Source organism: Hungatella effluvii, assembly GCF_003201875.1.
Taxonomy (GTDB): Bacteria; Bacillota; Clostridia; order Lachnospirales; family Lachnospiraceae; genus Hungatella; species Hungatella effluvii.
This window is the reverse complement of the sequence record NZ_QJKD01000025.1, coordinates 1-17,005: the sequence shown is the minus strand read 5'-3', so window position 1 is coordinate 17,005 and position 17,005 is coordinate 1. Positions and strand designations below refer to the sequence as shown.

General features: G+C 51.1%; 12 protein-coding genes. All 12 read left to right on the top strand.

The genetic code is table 11. The features are described from left to right. Nucleotides 1-160: 160 nt before the first annotated feature. The 12 genes from DFR60_RS27760 (at nucleotide 161) to DFR60_RS27705 (ending at nucleotide 16,938) form a co-directional block, all read left to right on the top strand. Nucleotides 161-1,180 (top strand): LacI family DNA-binding transcriptional regulator, encoded by a 1,020-nt coding sequence (locus DFR60_RS27760; protein WP_110326211.1) that lies wholly within the window; start codon nucleotides 161-163, stop codon nucleotides 1,178-1,180. A 34-nt stretch (nucleotides 1,181-1,214) separates the two neighbouring features. After that, nucleotides 1,215-3,206: a beta-galactosidase gene (locus DFR60_RS27755; protein WP_110326209.1), complete on the top strand. Its 1,992-nt coding sequence runs from the start codon at nucleotides 1,215-1,217 to the stop codon at nucleotides 3,204-3,206. Nucleotides 3,207-3,719: 513 nt separating this feature from the next. Beyond that, complete coding sequence (locus DFR60_RS27750) at nucleotides 3,720-4,961, top strand: ABC transporter substrate-binding protein (RefSeq protein ID WP_110326207.1); 1,242 nt, start codon at nucleotides 3,720-3,722, stop codon at nucleotides 4,959-4,961. 60 nt (nucleotides 4,962-5,021) lie between these two features. Next, nucleotides 5,022-5,945, top strand: a complete 924-nt coding sequence (locus tag DFR60_RS27745) for a carbohydrate ABC transporter permease (RefSeq protein WP_110326205.1) — start codon at nucleotides 5,022-5,024, stop codon at nucleotides 5,943-5,945. 2 nt (nucleotides 5,946-5,947) lie between these two features. After that, nucleotides 5,948-6,769 (top strand): carbohydrate ABC transporter permease, encoded by an 822-nt coding sequence (locus DFR60_RS27740; protein ID WP_055655728.1) that lies wholly within the window; start codon nucleotides 5,948-5,950, stop codon nucleotides 6,767-6,769. Between the two features lie 12 nt (nucleotides 6,770-6,781). Continuing rightward, entirely contained in the window at nucleotides 6,782-9,781 is a 3,000-nt protein-coding gene (locus tag DFR60_RS27735) for a glycoside hydrolase family 2 TIM barrel-domain containing protein (protein WP_110326203.1), read from the top strand. Between the two features lie 22 nt (nucleotides 9,782-9,803). Then, nucleotides 9,804-12,224, top strand: a complete 2,421-nt coding sequence (locus tag DFR60_RS27730; RefSeq protein ID WP_110326202.1) for a glycoside hydrolase family 65 protein — start codon at nucleotides 9,804-9,806, stop codon at nucleotides 12,222-12,224. Next, nucleotides 12,221-13,126, top strand: a complete 906-nt coding sequence (locus tag DFR60_RS27725) for a DMT family transporter (RefSeq protein ID WP_110326201.1) — start codon at nucleotides 12,221-12,223, stop codon at nucleotides 13,124-13,126. The genes DFR60_RS27730 and DFR60_RS27725 overlap by 4 nt, the downstream gene beginning before the upstream one ends. After that, nucleotides 13,123-13,764: a beta-phosphoglucomutase gene (pgmB, locus tag DFR60_RS27720; protein WP_110326200.1), complete on the top strand. Its 642-nt coding sequence runs from the start codon at nucleotides 13,123-13,125 to the stop codon at nucleotides 13,762-13,764. The genes DFR60_RS27725 and pgmB overlap by 4 nt, the downstream gene beginning before the upstream one ends. 147 nt (nucleotides 13,765-13,911) lie before the next feature. Next, on the top strand, nucleotides 13,912-14,913 hold the full coding sequence (locus tag DFR60_RS27715) for a LacI family DNA-binding transcriptional regulator (RefSeq protein WP_110326199.1): 1,002 nt from the start codon (nucleotides 13,912-13,914) through the stop codon (nucleotides 14,911-14,913). 2 nt (nucleotides 14,914-14,915) lie between these two features. Then, the gene (locus tag DFR60_RS27710; RefSeq protein WP_110326198.1) at nucleotides 14,916-15,977 is read left to right on the top strand and encodes a M20/M25/M40 family metallo-hydrolase; all 1,062 of its coding nucleotides are present in this window, start codon (nucleotides 14,916-14,918) and stop codon (nucleotides 15,975-15,977) included. After that, nucleotides 15,955-16,938, top strand: coding sequence for a phosphotransferase family protein (locus DFR60_RS27705; protein ID WP_110326197.1), 984 nt, complete (start codon nucleotides 15,955-15,957; stop codon nucleotides 16,936-16,938). Before DFR60_RS27710 ends, DFR60_RS27705 begins: the two co-directional genes overlap by 23 nt. The last annotated feature ends 67 nt before the right edge of the window (nucleotides 16,939-17,005 follow it).

The window sequence follows — 17,005 nt, the reverse complement described above, 5'->3', positions numbered from 1 at the left end:
TGTGCAAAATATAAAAATAAACAACAAAAAGACAAGAAATATGCTTCACGTGAGTCATATGAAATAGTACAATATACACTATGACTCATCTGTGCACATAAGAAATTATTGAAATAAATGACGAACTCATTAAAATAAAAAGTAAGGAGGAAATAATCCGGTGATTACGAGAGAAGATGTAGCGAAGAGGGCCGGCGTATCGGTCAGCGCGGTTTCCAGAGCAATGAACGGCAGAGGATATGTTGCAAAGGATAAGAAGGAAGCGATCTATAAAGCGGTGGAGGAATTGGGCTACAGGCCGAATCCCCTGAGTAACTCTCTGAAAAACAGACAGACTTATCAGTTGTGTTTTTTTGGTTCAGATATCTACAATTCCTTTTATAAAGAACTTTTTAATAAAATGTCCGATTACGCCATGGATCGCGGGTACACATTGTTCTACTTTTCTAATTTCAGTGTAGATCGGGTAAAAACCATGCTGATGGATGGAATGATTGTGGAGAACGACAGTGTTGCGGAGGAGGTGCAGGCACTATTGGGAGAATCGTTTTATATGCCGATTGTTACTGCCTCCTACGGAGTACCGGTTAAAAATTTAAAACGGATTCCCTATGTGGATGTGGATACGTACGATGCGGTAGAGCTTGGACTTGCTTACTTAAAAGAGATGGGACATAAAAAGATTGCCTTTGCTACTTTATATGATTTCTTTCATGACAGCCGTTTACATCCGAGGCATGTGGCCTTTGGTAATCAGATGAAGCCGGTCTATGGAAAACAATTTAGGGATTACGTAATCGATAATGCCAGAAACACGAGACCGGCTTTTGCTAGAGAGAATTTTTTCGAGGAGGGAATGAGCGGTGCTGACCGGTTTCTCGAACAAAACTGTGGGGCGACCGCCATCATCTGCTTTAATGATGAGTTTGCTCTGGGAATGCTGAGGCGTTTTGAACAACTGAACATCAGGGTTCCTGAAGATATATCGATTCTCGGTATCGATGGGATCGAAAACAGGAAGTATGTGACGCCGTTTCTTTCTTCTGTGTCTTTAAACATCGGGGAGCAGGCGGAGTGCTGCGTCAGTACCCTGCTGGATATGATTGAGGGGCGCAAAGTAAACTATTTTAACTCCTTCAAACCGTATTTGAGCGAGGGGAATTCTGTAAAAAAACTATAAATAAAACAATGATACATAAAGGAGACGAAATACTATGGGCATTCATTTTGGAGTCGATTATTACCCGGAACACTGGCAGAGAGATCGGTGGGAGACCGATGCTGAACTGATGAAGGAGATGGGGCTTGCGGTAGTCCGAATGGCTGAATTTTCCTGGCACAAGCTGGAACCGCAGGAAGGAAAGTATGACTTTGCATGGCTGGACGATGCCATCGATCTGCTGGGCCGCTACGGAATCAGGACGATTGTGGGAACGCCTACGGCCGCTCCGCCTGCCTGGATGGTAAACCGCTATCTTGAGATTCTTCCGGTGGACAGGGAGGGACGGGTAAGAGGCTTCGGGGGGCGTCACCATGACTGCCAGTCCAATGCCGTATACCGTGGGTTTGTGCGGAAAATTGTGACCGCTATGGCGGTTCATTATAAAGACAATCCGAATGTCATCGGATGGCAGCCGGACAATGAGCTGGGAAACAGCCATCATGATTTGTGTATGTGCGAAAGCTGCCGGAAGAACTTCCAGGGATGGCTCGAAAAGAAATACGGTACAGTGGACCGCTTGAACGAAGCCTGGGGCAATGCCTTCTGGAGCCAGGAGTACAATGAATTTTCGGAAGTATTTACACCAGGGATTACAGTGACAGGAGAGAACCCATCCGCTATGCTGGACTGGAAATGCTTCTGTTCTGACTTGATTGTGGATTTCATGAAGGAGCAGACCGATATTATCCGCAAATACTGCCCGAATCATTTTATCACCCACAATTATATGGGATTTGCCGATAAGGTGGACTACTATGATTTGGGAAAAGAACTGGATTTTGTCAGTCATGACCAGTATCCCGGCGGATTTTTTGCCGATGAGTCCCACGGACGCGGCGATATCCTGGCGTCCACCCTGGATGTGGTAAGAAGCTACAAAAATAAAAACTTCTGGATCATGGAGCAGCAGTCAGGAATTACCGGCTGGGAAGTGATGGGGCGCGCACCGGCGCCGGGGCAGCTTTCCCTGTGGTCTCTCCAGTCGGTGGCTCACGGAGCCGATGCGGTGGTATATTTCCGCTGGAGAGTCTGCGCGATGGGAACGGAGCAGTACTGGCACGGAATCCTGCCTCACAGCGGTAATCCCGGCCGCAGATACTACGAGTTAAAGGAAATGATACAGAAGGCAGCCCCATTGATGGAAAAGATGGAGGGCTCCATGCCCGCTCCAAAAGTCGGGATCGTATATTCGTTCCGGCAGAATTACGCCCTTCAGATTCAGCCGCAGAATCCCAATATGTCTTATACAGAGCAGATTCAGGAATACTACAGGGCATTTTACGACAGACAGATCCCAGTGGATTTCGTACCGGATGACGGGGATTTCGGCAAATATAAGCTGCTTGTCGCCCCGCTTCAGTATCTGATGAATTCTGAACTGGAGGAACGTTACTTCCGTTATGTGAAAAACGGCGGCCATTTAGTCCTTACCATGCGAACCGGAGTGAAGGATGAGACCAATATCTGTATGACCGACAGGGAACTTCCGGGACGGCTGTCTGAGCTTACGGGTTCGGAGGTATTGGATTATGACTGCTTAAGAGATGCAAGAGTATCGGCGGTCTTTCAAAATGAAAGCCACACAGCCCGAAACTGGTGTGACATCATAACCGTGAAGGAGGGAGCGGAGGTCCTTGCAGTCTATGCCAGTGAATTTTATGCTGGAGAGCCTTGCATTACTAAGAATGAATACGGACAGGGCTGCTGTTACTACATCGGAACGGAGCCTGACGAGGCGTTCATGGCGGCCCTGGTCCGGTATATGACAGATGCAGCGGGGATTGCAGCGTTGGGAAATGCGGATGAAGGTGTAGAGCTTGCCGCCAGAGAAAAAGCTGACCGCAGATGGATCTTTGCTATGAATCATACAGACAGGGAGAGGACTTACTCCGTGGATTCCTCCTACCGGCTGGTCTATGGTGAAGAGGCAGGGAAGCTTAATGGATATGAGGTGCAGATACTCGAGAGGGAAGATTTAAGATAATCAGAGATTCTGATGATGAGAGAGGCTGTCTTAGGGGGCGTTCACGGCCCGCCGAAAACCTCTGAATTCTGGTTATGAACCATAAAAGAACCATAAAAATGACTGGGAGTGCCGGACACATGTATTCTGTGTCCGGCACTCCCGGTCATTTTTATCCGCTTTTCCTGCAAGTTTAAGCCACTGCTTTAAAACTGCCAAATTCTTTTCAACAGTAATTTTTTCCTTCTTCGGAAAACACGTAAACCGAGAAAAAACTGAAGAAACTATACCACGGTAAAAAAATAGTATTATCGAGATAATAAAGGTAAAATTTTACTTAATAAAAAACTGAAAATATAACGATGAGCATATTTAGTTAAAAAATAGTCAGATTTATTATAAATAATGCACAAAAACAAGGCGTAAAAATCATGCATAATATTGAAAATGTAATTTTTATTAAGTAAAATATTGAATATTTTACCAAGATATGCTACGATGTATTTACCAAAAAGTTAAGGAGGAAATAATTATATGAAAAAGACAATTGCGGTGATTGCAGCTCTTTCTGTAGCGGCTGTGACAGTACTGAGCGGGTGTGGGGCGAAGGCTGACAGCCAGGCAAACGGCGGCAAGGTAAAGATCCGTTTTGCATCGTGGGACAATGCAGAGGATCTGGATAAGCAGCAGGCGCTGGTAGACCAGTTCAACGCCAGCCACGACGACATCGAGGTCTCACTGGAAGCTTACGGAAGCGAGTATGATACAAAGATCAGCGCCGGCATGGGATCGGGAGATACGCCGGACGTGCTCTACATGTGGGATTACCCGTCCTACTATGAAGGCCTGGAACCGCTGGATTCCTACATAGAAAAAGAGGGCGCAGATTATAAGGACAACTTCTACGACGCGTTATGGCCATATAACTCCAAGGGAGATTCGGTCTATGGCATTCCGGTAGGCTTTACCACACACGCGCTGTTTTATAATAAGGATATTTTCACACAGGCGGGAGTCGCTGAACCGACCAACGACTGGACATGGGACGATCTGATGGCGGCAGCGAAGACGATCACCGAGAAGGTGGACGGCGTGAAGGGCTTTTCCTTCCAGATGAAGCCGGATCCATACGATTATGAGATGTATTTATGGAGCAACGGAACCGCGTTTGTGGATAAGGACGGAAAACTGGATGGAAATTTAAACTCCGGCAAGGCGGTTGACGCTGTCGCCATGTTCCAGAATATGGAAAAGGACGGATACGGGGTGGCTACGGAGAAGAACGGTACAGATGAGTTCCGAAGCGGCCAGACTGCCATGTATATCTACGGCGCATGGTCTGTTTCTACCTTTAATGAGGACGGCTTAAACTACGGTATCGTCGATATTCCGGCATTTGCAGGAGCGGGCCATGATTCTGTCAGCATCTTAAGCTCCTCAGGTGTATCGATTTCCAAGGATTCCAAGAACAAAGACGTCGCCTGGGAGTTTGTGAAATACTGGACAGGCGAGGAGATGAACAAGGCGAGAATCGGCTATGAGCTTCCGGCTTTAAAGTCTGTCGTAGAGTCCGAGAAGATCCTGGACGATCCGGCCAACGCTCCATTCTACTCCATGCTGGAGCAGAGCAGCGGTTACACACCTGCAAGCTTTATTGTAGACAACTGGTCCGAGCTTAAGGACACCCTGGATCTGACCTTTGAGCGTGTCTATAACCCGAGTACCATGGAAGATCCGGCAGCCGTACTGAATGAGGCGGTATCCGAGATGCAGTAAACTGCAGACATTCCCCGCGGCAGGCAAACCCTGCGCGGGGAACTTAAATGGAGGTAAATCATGGAGAAGAAAAGTTTCCTTAGAAAGGCAACTCCCTATCTGTTCATCCTGCCGTGGATCATCGGGTTCATCGTCTTTACAGCAGGTCCCTTAATTCTGTCGCTGGTGATGAGCTTCTTTGACTGGCCGATCACATCGACGCCGACGTTCCGGGGACTGGGGAATTATGTGGAAATGTTTACAAAGGATAAACAGTTTTACAAATCTCTGGTCATCACATTAAAATATGCCGCAATCTTCGTACCCCTTAACATGATTATCGCCCTGTTCCTGGCCATGCTGATCACGCAGCCGGTAAAGGGTGTCAAAATTTACAGAACCATTTTCTATATCCCCGCAGTCGTATCCGGCGTTGCCATCTCCATCATCTGGGGGTGGATTTTAAACGGCAACTACGGTGTGTTAAACTATCTGCTCTCTCTGCTGGGAATCGAAGGCCCTAACTGGCTGGTGGATCCTTCATGGGCGCTTCTGGCCGTTATTCTGGCGAGCGCGTTCGGTGTGGGGACCATGATGCTGATATTCTATACGGATATTAAGAGCATTCCCATCGACTTATATGAGGCTGCTTCCCTGGATGGCGCCAGCCCGGCGAGACAGTTCTTTTCCATCACACTGCCGATTATCACGCCGACGATTCTGTTTAACTTGATTACATCGTTAATCAGCGCATTCCAGCAGCTGACCCTCGTCATGCTGCTCACAAACGGCGGACCGTTAAAATCTACATATTTCTACGGGATGTTTACCTACAACAACGCGTTCAAGCACCACAAGCTGGGATACGCAAGTGCCAACGCATGGGTGATGTTTGTCATTATCCTGTTCCTGACAGCCCTCGTATTCAAGTCCTCCTCTGCATGGGTATTCTATGAGACCGAGGCCAAGAATTCCACGAAGAAGACCAAGAAAGGCAGGAAGTAATTATGAGTATGTCGAAAAAATCAAAGATCATCATCTACGTGCTTTTGACCATTATGGCCCTCTATTTCCTGTCGCCGTTCGTCTATATGCTGTTTACCACATTTAAGACGGAGGCGGAAGCCATCGCCTATCCGCCTAAGATGTTCCCGAAGAAATGGCTGGTGGAAAACTACTTAAATGCATGGAACGCTCAGCCCTTCGGACGTTACCTCTGGAATTCCATTGTGGTAACGGTCGGAACCACGGCGGGACAGATTATCTCCTGTTCGCTGGTGGCCTATGGTTTTGCAAGATATAATTTCAAAGGCAAAAATGTCCTGTTTATGATTCTGCTGTCCACCATGATGATCCCCTGGGATGTGACGATGATCCCGCAGTACATGGAGTTCAAGATATTTGGATGGATTAATACATTAAAGCCTCTGATCGTCCCAGCCTGGTTCGGTTCCGCCTACTATATTTTCCTGATGAGGCAGTTCCTGATGGGCGTGCCGAAGGACTTTGAGGAGGCGGCCAGAATCGACGGCGCCAATGCATTCCAGATTTACTGGCGGATTTTTATGCCGATCATGAAGCCGCAGTTAATCTTAGTCGGCGTTTTGAATATGATCACCGTGTGGAACGACTACCTGGGACCACTCATTTTCTTACAGGACAGGAGTAAATTCACCCTGGCACTCGGGCTGGCATCCTTTAAGGGCGTTCACAGCACACAGATCATACCGATGCTCTGTATCACAGTCATTATGATTCTGCCCCCGATCATCGTATTCCTCTTTGCACAGAAACACATCGTGGAGGGAACGAGCGGAGCGATTAAATAATAGGAGACAACTATGGAAAGACGTAAAAAGAAACGATGGGAAGATGAGACAATCACAGGAGTGGGAAGACGCGAAGCCAGAACCTCATTTTACGGGGATTCTGCCAGACATGTGAGCTTAAACGGTGACTGGAAATTTCTGTATCTGGAAGCGCCGGAATTTTCTCCGGCCGGTTTTGAAGAGCCGGGAAGCGGGGCGGGATGGGATACTATCGATGTCCCCTCCGTATGGCAGATGCGCGGATACGATCATATGCACTATACGGATGTCCTGTACTTATTCCCGGTCAATCCCCCATACGTACCGTCGAAGAATCCTACAGGCATTTATAAGAGAAGCTTTGTTCTGGACGACGCCTGGTTTGCGGGAGATACGATTCTCAAATTCCACGGGGTGGACAGCGCATATGACATCTGGGTCAATGGCGTCCACGCCGGTTACAGCAAGGTGAGCCGTCTGCCCGCAGAGTTTGATGTCACCTCTTTGGTGAAGCCGGGAGAAAATGACGTCACAGTCCGTGTATACAAGTGGTCGGACGGAACGTATCTGGAGGACCAGGATATGTGGTGGTTTTCCGGAATTTACAGGGATGTGGAACTGATTAACGAGCCTAAGAATGCGGTCCTGGACTGCCGCGTGACGGCAGTTCTGGACACGGCCTGCGAATGCGGCCGGGCCGCCATCGACCTGACGGTAAAGGGAGTCGGAAGCGGAACCTGGAGCCTGCTTGACGGGGAACGCCTGATGGCAGAGGGGGATTTTACCTCCTCCGGAGACCAGAAGGAGATAGGAATCACAGCCGAAGCCGGAACGGTGCGGCCGTGGACCGCGGAGACCCCTTACCTATACCGGATCAGAATCCGGTTTGAGAACCATGAGATCACGGTCCGGACCGGTTTCCGTACCATAGAGATCAAAGACGGTAATTTTACCGTCAATGGAACCGCCATCCTGTTAAATGGTGTCAACCACCACGACTACAGCCCGACCGAGGGGCGCGCCGTCACGTATGAGCAGATGAAGGCCGATGTGATTCTGATGAAGCAGCACAATATCAACGCGCTGCGGTGTTCTCATTATCCGGCCGCCGACTGCCTGTACGATCTGTGTGATGAATACGGCCTCTATGTGATCGATGAGGCGGATCTGGAGTGCCACGGTTTCGAATGGGTGGAAAACTATACCTGGATCTCCGATGATCCTGCGTGGGAGACTGCCTACGTGGACCGTGCCGTCCGTATGGTAAGACGGGATTTCAACCATCCCTCCATCCTCATGTGGTCCCTCGGCAATGAATCCGCCTTCGGCTGTAATTTCGTGAAGAGCGCGGAAGCTGTGCGGACGGTGGATCCGTCCAGACTGGTCCACTACGAGGGCGATTTCGAGGCGGAGGCGGCGGACGTCTACTCCACCATGTACACCTGGCTGGATAAGCTGGAAGAGATCGGCCGCGGCGAAAAGGGGAATCAAAAACCCCATGTCATGTGCGAATACGGCCATTCCATGGGAAACGGAGCCGGCTGTCTGAAGGCCTACCAGGACCTGTTCCGCAAATACAAACGGCTGCAGGGCGGTTTTATCTGGGAATGGTACGACCACGGATTCCTTACAAAGGATGAGGAAGGCCATGAATATTACCGGTACGGCGGCAGCTACGGAGATTTCCCCAACAACGGGAATTTCTGTATCGACGGCCTTCTGATGCCGGACCGCACGCCGTCGCCGTCGCTTACCGAGTACCGGCAGGTGATTGCCCCGGTGGAAATCAGGAAGAAGACAGGAAGCGGGCGCGAGATTCTTTTGAAAAACTGGTATGATTTTAAGGATCTGTCCCATCTCTGCGTCAAATGGTGGATTTCCTGTGATGAGACCGTACAGGAAGAGGGCGTGATCGAAGATTTGAATGCCGGACCGGGAGAGGGCTGCCGTCTGGAAATTCCATACCGGCCGTTTATGCCGGAGAGCAATACGGATTACTACTTAAATGTGTCGGTCTGTCTGAAGCAAGACGTCCCCTACGCCGGGAAGGGCCATGAGGTATCCCGCGGGCAGTTTCTGCTTAAGGAGCATCTGGAGACAGCTGTGCTCCATGAGGCAGGCGGCCGCTTTGTGACGGAGGATGACGGTATTTTATTCAAAGTAAAAGGCAAGTCGTCGGAGGTGGTGTTCCATAAGATCTACGGCCGGCTGGAGCGCTGGACGGTGGATGGAAAGCCATACGTGACGGCGGGGCCTGAGGTGACGGTTTACCGGGCAACCATAGACAACGATATGTATAAGAAGGACGACTGGATGAACAAATACTTCATACAGCTTCCGGATGAGCAGATGGAGTATTTCAGGACCGAAGAGCATGAGAACCATGTCGATGTGACGATCGGTACGTATTTTGGCTGCTTAAACCAGTCGTGGGGATTTTTGTGCGACTATCACTATACGGTGTACGGAGACGGCGCTGTGACCTGCCGCCTGGAAGGAAAGCAGATTCAGCGCGGGAAAGCGGAGCCGGGATTTCTGCCCCGCATCGGAATCCGGCTGAAGGCGTCAAAGGACCTTCAGAAGGCCGCGTGGTATGGCCTGGGCTTCCAGGAGAATTATGCGGACAGCAGGGAAGCGGCATTTATGGGAGTCTACCGTTCCGATGTGGACGGCATGTCCACCAATTACGTATATCCGCAGGAAAACGGCCATCGGGAAGAGGTCTCCTGGTACTCGCTTGGCGACGGGGAACGCAGTCTTCTGGTGACGGCGGATCGGCCTCTGGGGCTGAATATCCACAATTACACGGAGGAGAGCCTGGAAGAAGCAAAGTATCCGTGGCAGATCAAGGAGGCGGAGGATGTGATCATCCATATGGACTACCTCCATTCCGGCCTGGGAAGCAACAGCTGCGGCCAGGAACAGGAAGAGGCGTATAAGGTGAAACGCCAGGATTTTGCCCTGAGCTTTACCATGCGGGCAGTCGATGCGGCAGAAGATGTAGCACAGTCAAAAATAAAATATCTGGATTAAAGGAAGGAAGCGTGGAAAAGACGTGATAAGAGAGCGATTTTCAGAACACATAAGGAATTACTTAAGCGATGACTCATGGATGATCCTCGAGGATCATTACGATCCGGAGGAGAATTTAAAATACGAAAGCCTTTTCTGCCTTTCCAACGGATATCTGGGAACGAGAGGCGCCTACGAGGAACGGGCGGCGAAGAGTATTCCCTGTACCTATATTAACGGCGTTTTTGATAAATCGGAGACCTTCATGAGAGAACTGGCCAATTTACCGGACTGGCTGGGGATAAAGCTCTATGTGGAGAAGGAGCTGATCGGCATTGAGACGTGCAGAGTCCTGGAATTTTCCAGGGCTCTGGATATGAAGCACGCGCTGCTGGTCAAACGGTTTGTCCTGGAAGATAAGAAGGGGAGGAGGACCGAGGTGGAGGGAATCCGGATGGTAAGCCGGGCAAACGTCCACCGTATGGGAATCCGCCTCTTCGTGACGCCGTTAAACTACAGCGGGATCATCGAGGTGGAAAATATCATCGATGGCTCCGTCATAAACTTCTGCGATGCGCCTCGTTTTAAGGTGAAGCATACCAGGCTGCTCACAAACTGCCCGCTTACCGACAAAGGCGCCTATGTGGAGGTGGCGACGAGAGACCGGAAGCTCTGCGTGGGAACCGGAAGCCTTATAGAGGCCTACGCCGGGGGCAGACCCGTGATGAAGAACCGGAGCTTCGGGGCGTTTGGCGAAACCGCCGTGGAATTTCAGGACTTTGACGCGGAAGAGGGAAAGGCTGTGGAGGTGGTAAAATACGCCTCCGTCTATACGGAACGCGAAGTCCCGGATTGTCACGGTGACTCGTGCACAGAGCGTGCGAGTGACCGTTCTGAGCTTCACTGCCGTGTAAGAGACGAGATCAAAGGCTTTGCCGCCGACGGCTTCGAGACGGAGATGAGCCGCCACATCGAGGTGTACGCCCGCATGTGGGATGAGGCCAACATCGAGATCCGGGGTGATTTTGATCTGGACCGCGCCGTTCGTTTTACTCTCTTCCATCTGATGAGCGCGGGCAGCGAGCACGACGACAGGGTCAACGTGGGAGCCAAGCTTTTGAGCGGCGAGGAATACGGAGGCCATGCGTTCTGGGATACGGAGCTTTTCATGCTGCCGTTCTTTGCCTGCGTGTTCCCGGATACGGCCAGGAATCTGGAAAACTACCGGTACCGCCTTCTGGATGCGGCAAGAGCCAATGCGGCAAAGAATGGCTACCGCGGGGCCCAGTATCCCTGGGAATCGGCGGACGACGGCACGGAGCAGTGCCCGGACTGGACCATCGAACCGGATGGCACCTGCTACCGGTGCTACGTGGCGGTTTACGAGCACCATGTGACCGCCGCTGTGGCCTATGGAATCTACAACTACGTGAAGATAACCGGAGACCGGTGCTTCCTGCGTGAAAAAGGCGCGGAGATCCTGATCGAGACAGCCCGATTTTGGGCCAGCCGGTGCGAATACAACCGGGAGATGGACCGCTATGAGATCCGCCGCGTCACGGGGCCGGACGAATGGCATGAATCGGTGGACAACAATCTGTACACCAACTACCTGGCAAGGTGGAATTTAGGCTATGTCCTGGAGCTTTTAAGGGAATTTAAGGAAGACGGGACGGGGCTCTATGAAGATCTGAAGGCCCGCCTGAATATCCGGGACGAGGAACTGGAGAGCTGGTCTCACGTCAAGGAGAAAATGTACCTTCCAAAAGGTAAGGAAAATGGCCTGCTGGAGCAGTTCGAGGGATACTTCGATCTGAAGGAAGTGACGATAGAGGCCTACGATGAGAACGACTGGCCTATTCGCCCGGAGATTTTAAGGACCGTGCCTAAGACGCAGACCCAGATCATCAAACAGGCGGATGTGGTGATGCTTCTCCATCTTCTCGGGGAAGAATTCGACGAGGAGACGAAGCGAAAGAACTATACGTATTATGAAAAACGGACGCTTCACGGCTCCTCTTTAAGCCCCAGCATCTATTCTGTCATGGGACTCCATGTGGGCGATGAGACGAAGGCCTACCGCTATTTGAGGAGGGCGGCGTTCATCGATCTGACCGATTTACAGAAGAACACGAGGGAAGGCATCCATGCGGCCAATGCAGGCGGTGTGTGGCAGACCGTGGTGTTCGGTTTTGCAGGCGTGTCATTTTCGGAAGACGGCGTCGTGGATATCCGTCCGCATATGCCGAAGGAGTGGGAAGGCCTGTCCTTTAAGCTGCATCACAGAGGATCCAAGATGGAGATTACTGTCCTGCCGGACAACAGCGTGACGGTGACGGTGCTGGAGGGCGGTCCGGTGTCGGTTCGCATAAATGGCGAGGCGATGGTTCTGAAAGGGTCAGGCCCGGCAGATGAGGCGATGGTTCCGGAAGGCTCAGGCCAGGCAGCAGGAGGACCGTCATGAAGAAATATCTGTCAATATTCGGACTGATCCTCGTGACCGTGATCTGGGGCGGCGGCTTTGTAGCCAGCGATATGGCGCTGGAGATCCTGACCCCGTTCCAGATCATGACCTTCCGGTTCTTCCTGGGAACCGTAATCCTGGGCGGAATCTCTCTGCCCGGCATGAAAGACATTAAAAAAGAAGAGATTCGGGCCGGATTCTTCATGGGATGCGCTCTGTTTGCCGGATTTGCCCTGCAGATCGTGGGTCTCCAGTACACGACACCGTCGAAAAACGCGTTTTTAACGGCCACAAATGTGGTGATGGTGCCCTTTATCGCCTTCCTGGTCTATAAGAAGACGGTAGGGCTGAATGGAATCGTGGGAGCCGTCATGGCCATTGTGGGAGTGGGAATTCTGTCTTTGAACGGGAATCTCTCCCTGGGCGCCGGCGATGCGCTGACTCTGGTGGGCGCCGTGGGCTTTGCGTTCCAGATCTTTTTGACGGGCGAGTTTGCACCGAAATACCGGGTTAAGGTTTTAAATACAGTACAGATGGCAACGGCATTTCTTCTGTCTGCCGTATTTCTGGCGGCGCAGGGACAATTTTCTGTACATGCTACTTCCACAGGCTGGCTCAGTGTGTTATACTTGGGGGCAGTGAGTACTGCGCTTACGTACCTTCTTCAGACAAACTGTCAGAAGTATGTGGATGAGACGAAGGCGGCCATCATTCTCTCCATGGAATCCGTATTCGGCACCCTGTTTTCCGTAATCCTGCTCCATGAAAATGTGACGATGCGGATGATCGGCGGCTGTGTACTGATTCTGGCGGCCGTGATCTTATCCAACTACTCCGGAGAGAAGAAGGAAGAGCTGGAAAAAACAGAACCAAAGAAAGAGAAAGTGGGGGTAGAATTATGAAATACCGCGGAATTATCTTCGATCTGGACGGCGTGATCTGCCATACAGACAAATACCACTATCAGGCATGGAAACAGGTAGCCGATCAGCTGGGAATCTACTTTGACGAGACCATCAACAACCGTCTGCGCGGAGTGAGCCGTATGGAAAGTTTTGAGATTATTCTCGAGAGATATGACGGCGCCATGAGCGAAGAAGAGAAGGAACGCTATACAGCGGAAAAGAACGAAATCTACAAAGAACTGCTTAAGAACATGTCACCGGCGGATCTGGCGCCGGAGGTGAAGGCAACCATGGATGAACTGAGAGAGAGAGGCCTAAAGCTGGCTATCGGTTCTTCCAGCAGAAATGCCTGCTTCATCCTGGGACAGCTGGGACTTGACGGTTACTTCGACGCCGTTTCGGACGGCAATCAGATCACCCATTCCAAACCGGACCCGGAGGTCTTTCTGCTGGCCGCGAAGCTGATCCATGAGAAGCAGGAAGACTGCCTCGTGGTGGAGGACGCCAGAGCCGGTCTCATGGCAGCCAAGGCCGGAGGCATGGATGGCGCCGGGATCGGCGATGCATCGGACTGCGAGCTTGCGGCGTACCATTTGAAATCCTTTGAAGAGCTTTTGGAGGCTTGCAATTCGTAAATCTTCGAGGTATACTAAAAACACTTAGTGAGGTCTTCAGAAACGGCACTAGGTCCGGCGGCACTCGTATCACGGCAGGAACACGTTGTAAGACATTGGCCTGCCGTGATCTTTGACTTTTATGGGGGATAAGAGGGGAATAACGTTATGGCTACGATCAAGGATATTGCGGAGAAAGCGGGAGTTTCCATCGCCACGGTTTCCAGAGTCCTGAATTACGATGAGACACTGAATGTGCAGGATGAGACGAGAAAACGGATTTTCGAGGTTGCGGAACAGCTGGATTACCAGGTAAAGGATAAGAAAAAGAGAAAGAGGAAGCTGAAAATCGGCGTCCTTTATTCCTATTCTCTGGAAGAGGAGCTGGAGGATACGTATTATCTCTCTGTACGTGTGGCTATTGAGAAGAAGCTGGCGGAAGAGGGGTACAAAAAGTATCGGATTAACAGCGGCGATACGAAAGAGGACTTATCAGTCCTGGACGGAATCATCTGCCTGGGGACGTTCAGCCAGTCCATGATGGAACGGATCGAGTCGTATCAGAAGCCTACGGTCTTCGCGGACGCGGTACCCGATACGGAGAAATTCGATTCCGTTATCCACGATATCGAGCGGTCTGTTCTGAAGGTGATGAAATACCTGATGGATCAGGGCCATGAAAAGATTGCCTTTATCGGCGGATACGAGACGGACTCGGATGGCGCGGAGGTGGTGGACAACCGGACTTACGCCTATCAGCGCTTCATGAAGCAGGAGGGCCTGTTTCACGAGGAATATGTAAAGATCGGCGGCTACACGCCAAAGTATGGATATCAGATGATGAAGGAGCTGCTGGAGCTTTCGGAACGGCCGACGGCGGTGTTTGTGGCCAACGATTCCCTTGCCATCGGCTGTTATAAAGCGGTCCATGAAAATGGACTTGCGATTCCCGAGGATATCAGCGTGGTGGGATACAACGATATTCCTGCGGCAAAATATCTGGTTCCTCCGCTGACCACGGTCCACCTGTACATGGATTTTATGGGCGAGCAGGCGGTTTTAGTTCTGGCTGAGCGTATTCTGACCGGCAGAGAGATCTCCATTCAGACGCTTATCCCCGCGAAGCTGGTGATCAGAGAAAGCGTAAAAAGACTGGGAAGGACAGAATAGAGATGACAGACGAAGTATTTTTGGAAGAACTTTTAGGTGCGGTGACGGTATCCGGCTATGAGGAAGAGGGACAGGCCGTCATCAGAAAATATATGGAACCGCTGGCCGATGAGGTGAGGACTGATGATATTGGGGATACCGTATGCGTACTGGGGCCGGATCGTGATTTCAGAATTTTGATGACGGCTCATTTGGATGAGATCGGCCTTATGGTGACGACAGTAAACGAGCAGGGCCGTCTCCAGGTGATCGACCGCGGCGGGATCGTCCCGGCAACCTACCCGGGCCACCGTGTCAAGGTGATGACAGAGCGGGGACCGGTATACGGCGTCGTGGAATCGTACCGTGATTTATTTAAAAAGGAAGGCGGCTTAAAGACATCGGATTTTCTGATCGATATCGGCGTGGATTCGAAGGAAGAAGCGTGTGAATTGGTGGAGCCCGGCGCGCCTGTCGTGCTGGACACCGGATTCTGCAAGGCGGCAGGAGGCCGTTTCTTAAGCCGGGCACTGGATGACAGGCTCGGCGTTTTTATTATTATGGAGGCCTTTAAAAAGGCACGGAAGCGTGGATGCACCTGCGGCGTGTACAGCGCGGCCACTGTGGGGGAAGAGACCACGAAGAACGGCGCGTACTGGACGGCCAGCCGCGTAAAACCGGATCTGGCCGTAGTGGTGGATGTGACGTATTCCAGCGACTGCATCGGCATGAACGCCGCGGATTCCGGTGAGGTAACCTTAGGCGGAGGTCCGGTACTCTGCAACAGTCCCATCGTCTCCAAACGGCTGAACCGTAAGATGAGGGAATGCGCATCCAGGATTGGGGTAAAAGTACAGACGGAGGCAGCCAGCAGACTGAGTTATACCGACGCGGACAAGATTCATTTTGCCGGAGAAGGAATTCCCACCGTGCTGGTGTCGATTCCGCTTCGCTACATGCACCATCCGGCCGAGATGGCTGATGAAAAGGATGTGGAAGGATGCATCGACCTGATCGCAGAGTTCCTTGTTTCATGGGAGATTCCAGGGAGGAATACGGGATTTGGAAAGCCTGACAAAGAATAAACAGAGCAGAGAGACGATTCGGAGGATGGCAGAGAAGTATTTCCCATATGATCCTCTGAAGGAATATGAGGAACTGACGGAAGGTTACTTCAATGTGGCATACGAAGTGGCGCTAGAGAGCGGAAGACGTGTAATCTTAAAAGTGGCGCCCCCGGAAGGCGTCCCCGTGATGTCCTACGAAAAAAATATCATGCTTGCCGAGGTGGAAGCCATGAAGAGGGCGGCGGCAGACCCGTTCATTCCGGTTCCCGAGATATATGGTTATGATGACAGCAGGAGTATCTGTTCGTCCTTCTACTTCTTTATGGAAAAACGGAGGGGAAACAGTCTCTATTCACAGAGTCAGGAGCTGGCAGAGGAAACCGTACATGCGCTCATGAGGGAGACCGGTGCGATAAACCGCAGAATCAATGAGATTATCTGCTCCCGTTTCGGCCTTCCGGGACAGACGGAATGCCAGGGGGATGCGTGGTATCCCGTTTTTAAAAGGATGATGGATATGGGCCTCTGTGACGCTGAGACGAGAGCGGTTGATTTGAAGCTGCCCGTCAGCGAGATCCGGGAGCGTCTGGAAAAAGACCGCCGGTTTTTCGAAGAGGTGACAGAACCCCGCCTGGTGCACTGGGATATCTGGGCCGGGAACATCTTCACAGACGGAAAACACGTGACTGGAATCATCGACTGGGAGAGGAGCCTGTGGGGTGATCCGCTGCTGGAAGTGGGATTCCGGACATTCGGTGACAACAGCGATTTTAAAGCTGGATATGGGAAAGAGACGCTTACTGAAGCCGAGGAACGCCGGGCGCTGTGGTATGATATCTATATGGCGGTTCTCCAGTCTCTGGAATGTGAATACAGACGCTATGAGACCATGGAGATGTATGAACGCGGAACCGAATTGCTGCAGAGGCAGATGAGGTTACTGTTCAGAGGCCAATGTCAGTTAGTTAATATCAGGTAAAGGGATGCATATTCCAGAAAATGAAAATCTGACACTCGAAATGGTGGTACTTATGAGGGGAGGGATC

Bases quoted from the DNA above. Each gene is read 5' to 3' on its own strand.
- DFR60_RS27715 (WP_110326199.1), top strand. From the start codon at position 13,912: ATGGCTACGATCAAGGATATTGCGGAGAAAGCGGGAGTTTCCATCGCC.
- DFR60_RS27745 (WP_110326205.1), top strand. From the start codon at position 5,022: ATGGAGAAGAAAAGTTTCCTTAGAAAGGCAACTCCCTATCTGTTCATC.
- DFR60_RS27725 (WP_110326201.1), top strand. From the start codon at position 12,221: ATGAAGAAATATCTGTCAATATTCGGACTGATCCTCGTGACCGTGATC.
- DFR60_RS27735 (WP_110326203.1), top strand. From the start codon at position 6,782: ATGGAAAGACGTAAAAAGAAACGATGGGAAGATGAGACAATCACAGGA.
- DFR60_RS27755 (WP_110326209.1), top strand. From the start codon at position 1,215: ATGGGCATTCATTTTGGAGTCGATTATTACCCGGAACACTGGCAGAGA.
- DFR60_RS27740 (WP_055655728.1), top strand. From the start codon at position 5,948: ATGAGTATGTCGAAAAAATCAAAGATCATCATCTACGTGCTTTTGACC.
- pgmB (WP_110326200.1), top strand. From the start codon at position 13,123: ATGAAATACCGCGGAATTATCTTCGATCTGGACGGCGTGATCTGCCAT.
- DFR60_RS27750 (WP_110326207.1), top strand. From the start codon at position 3,720: ATGAAAAAGACAATTGCGGTGATTGCAGCTCTTTCTGTAGCGGCTGTG.
- DFR60_RS27710 (WP_110326198.1), top strand. From the start codon at position 14,916: ATGACAGACGAAGTATTTTTGGAAGAACTTTTAGGTGCGGTGACGGTA.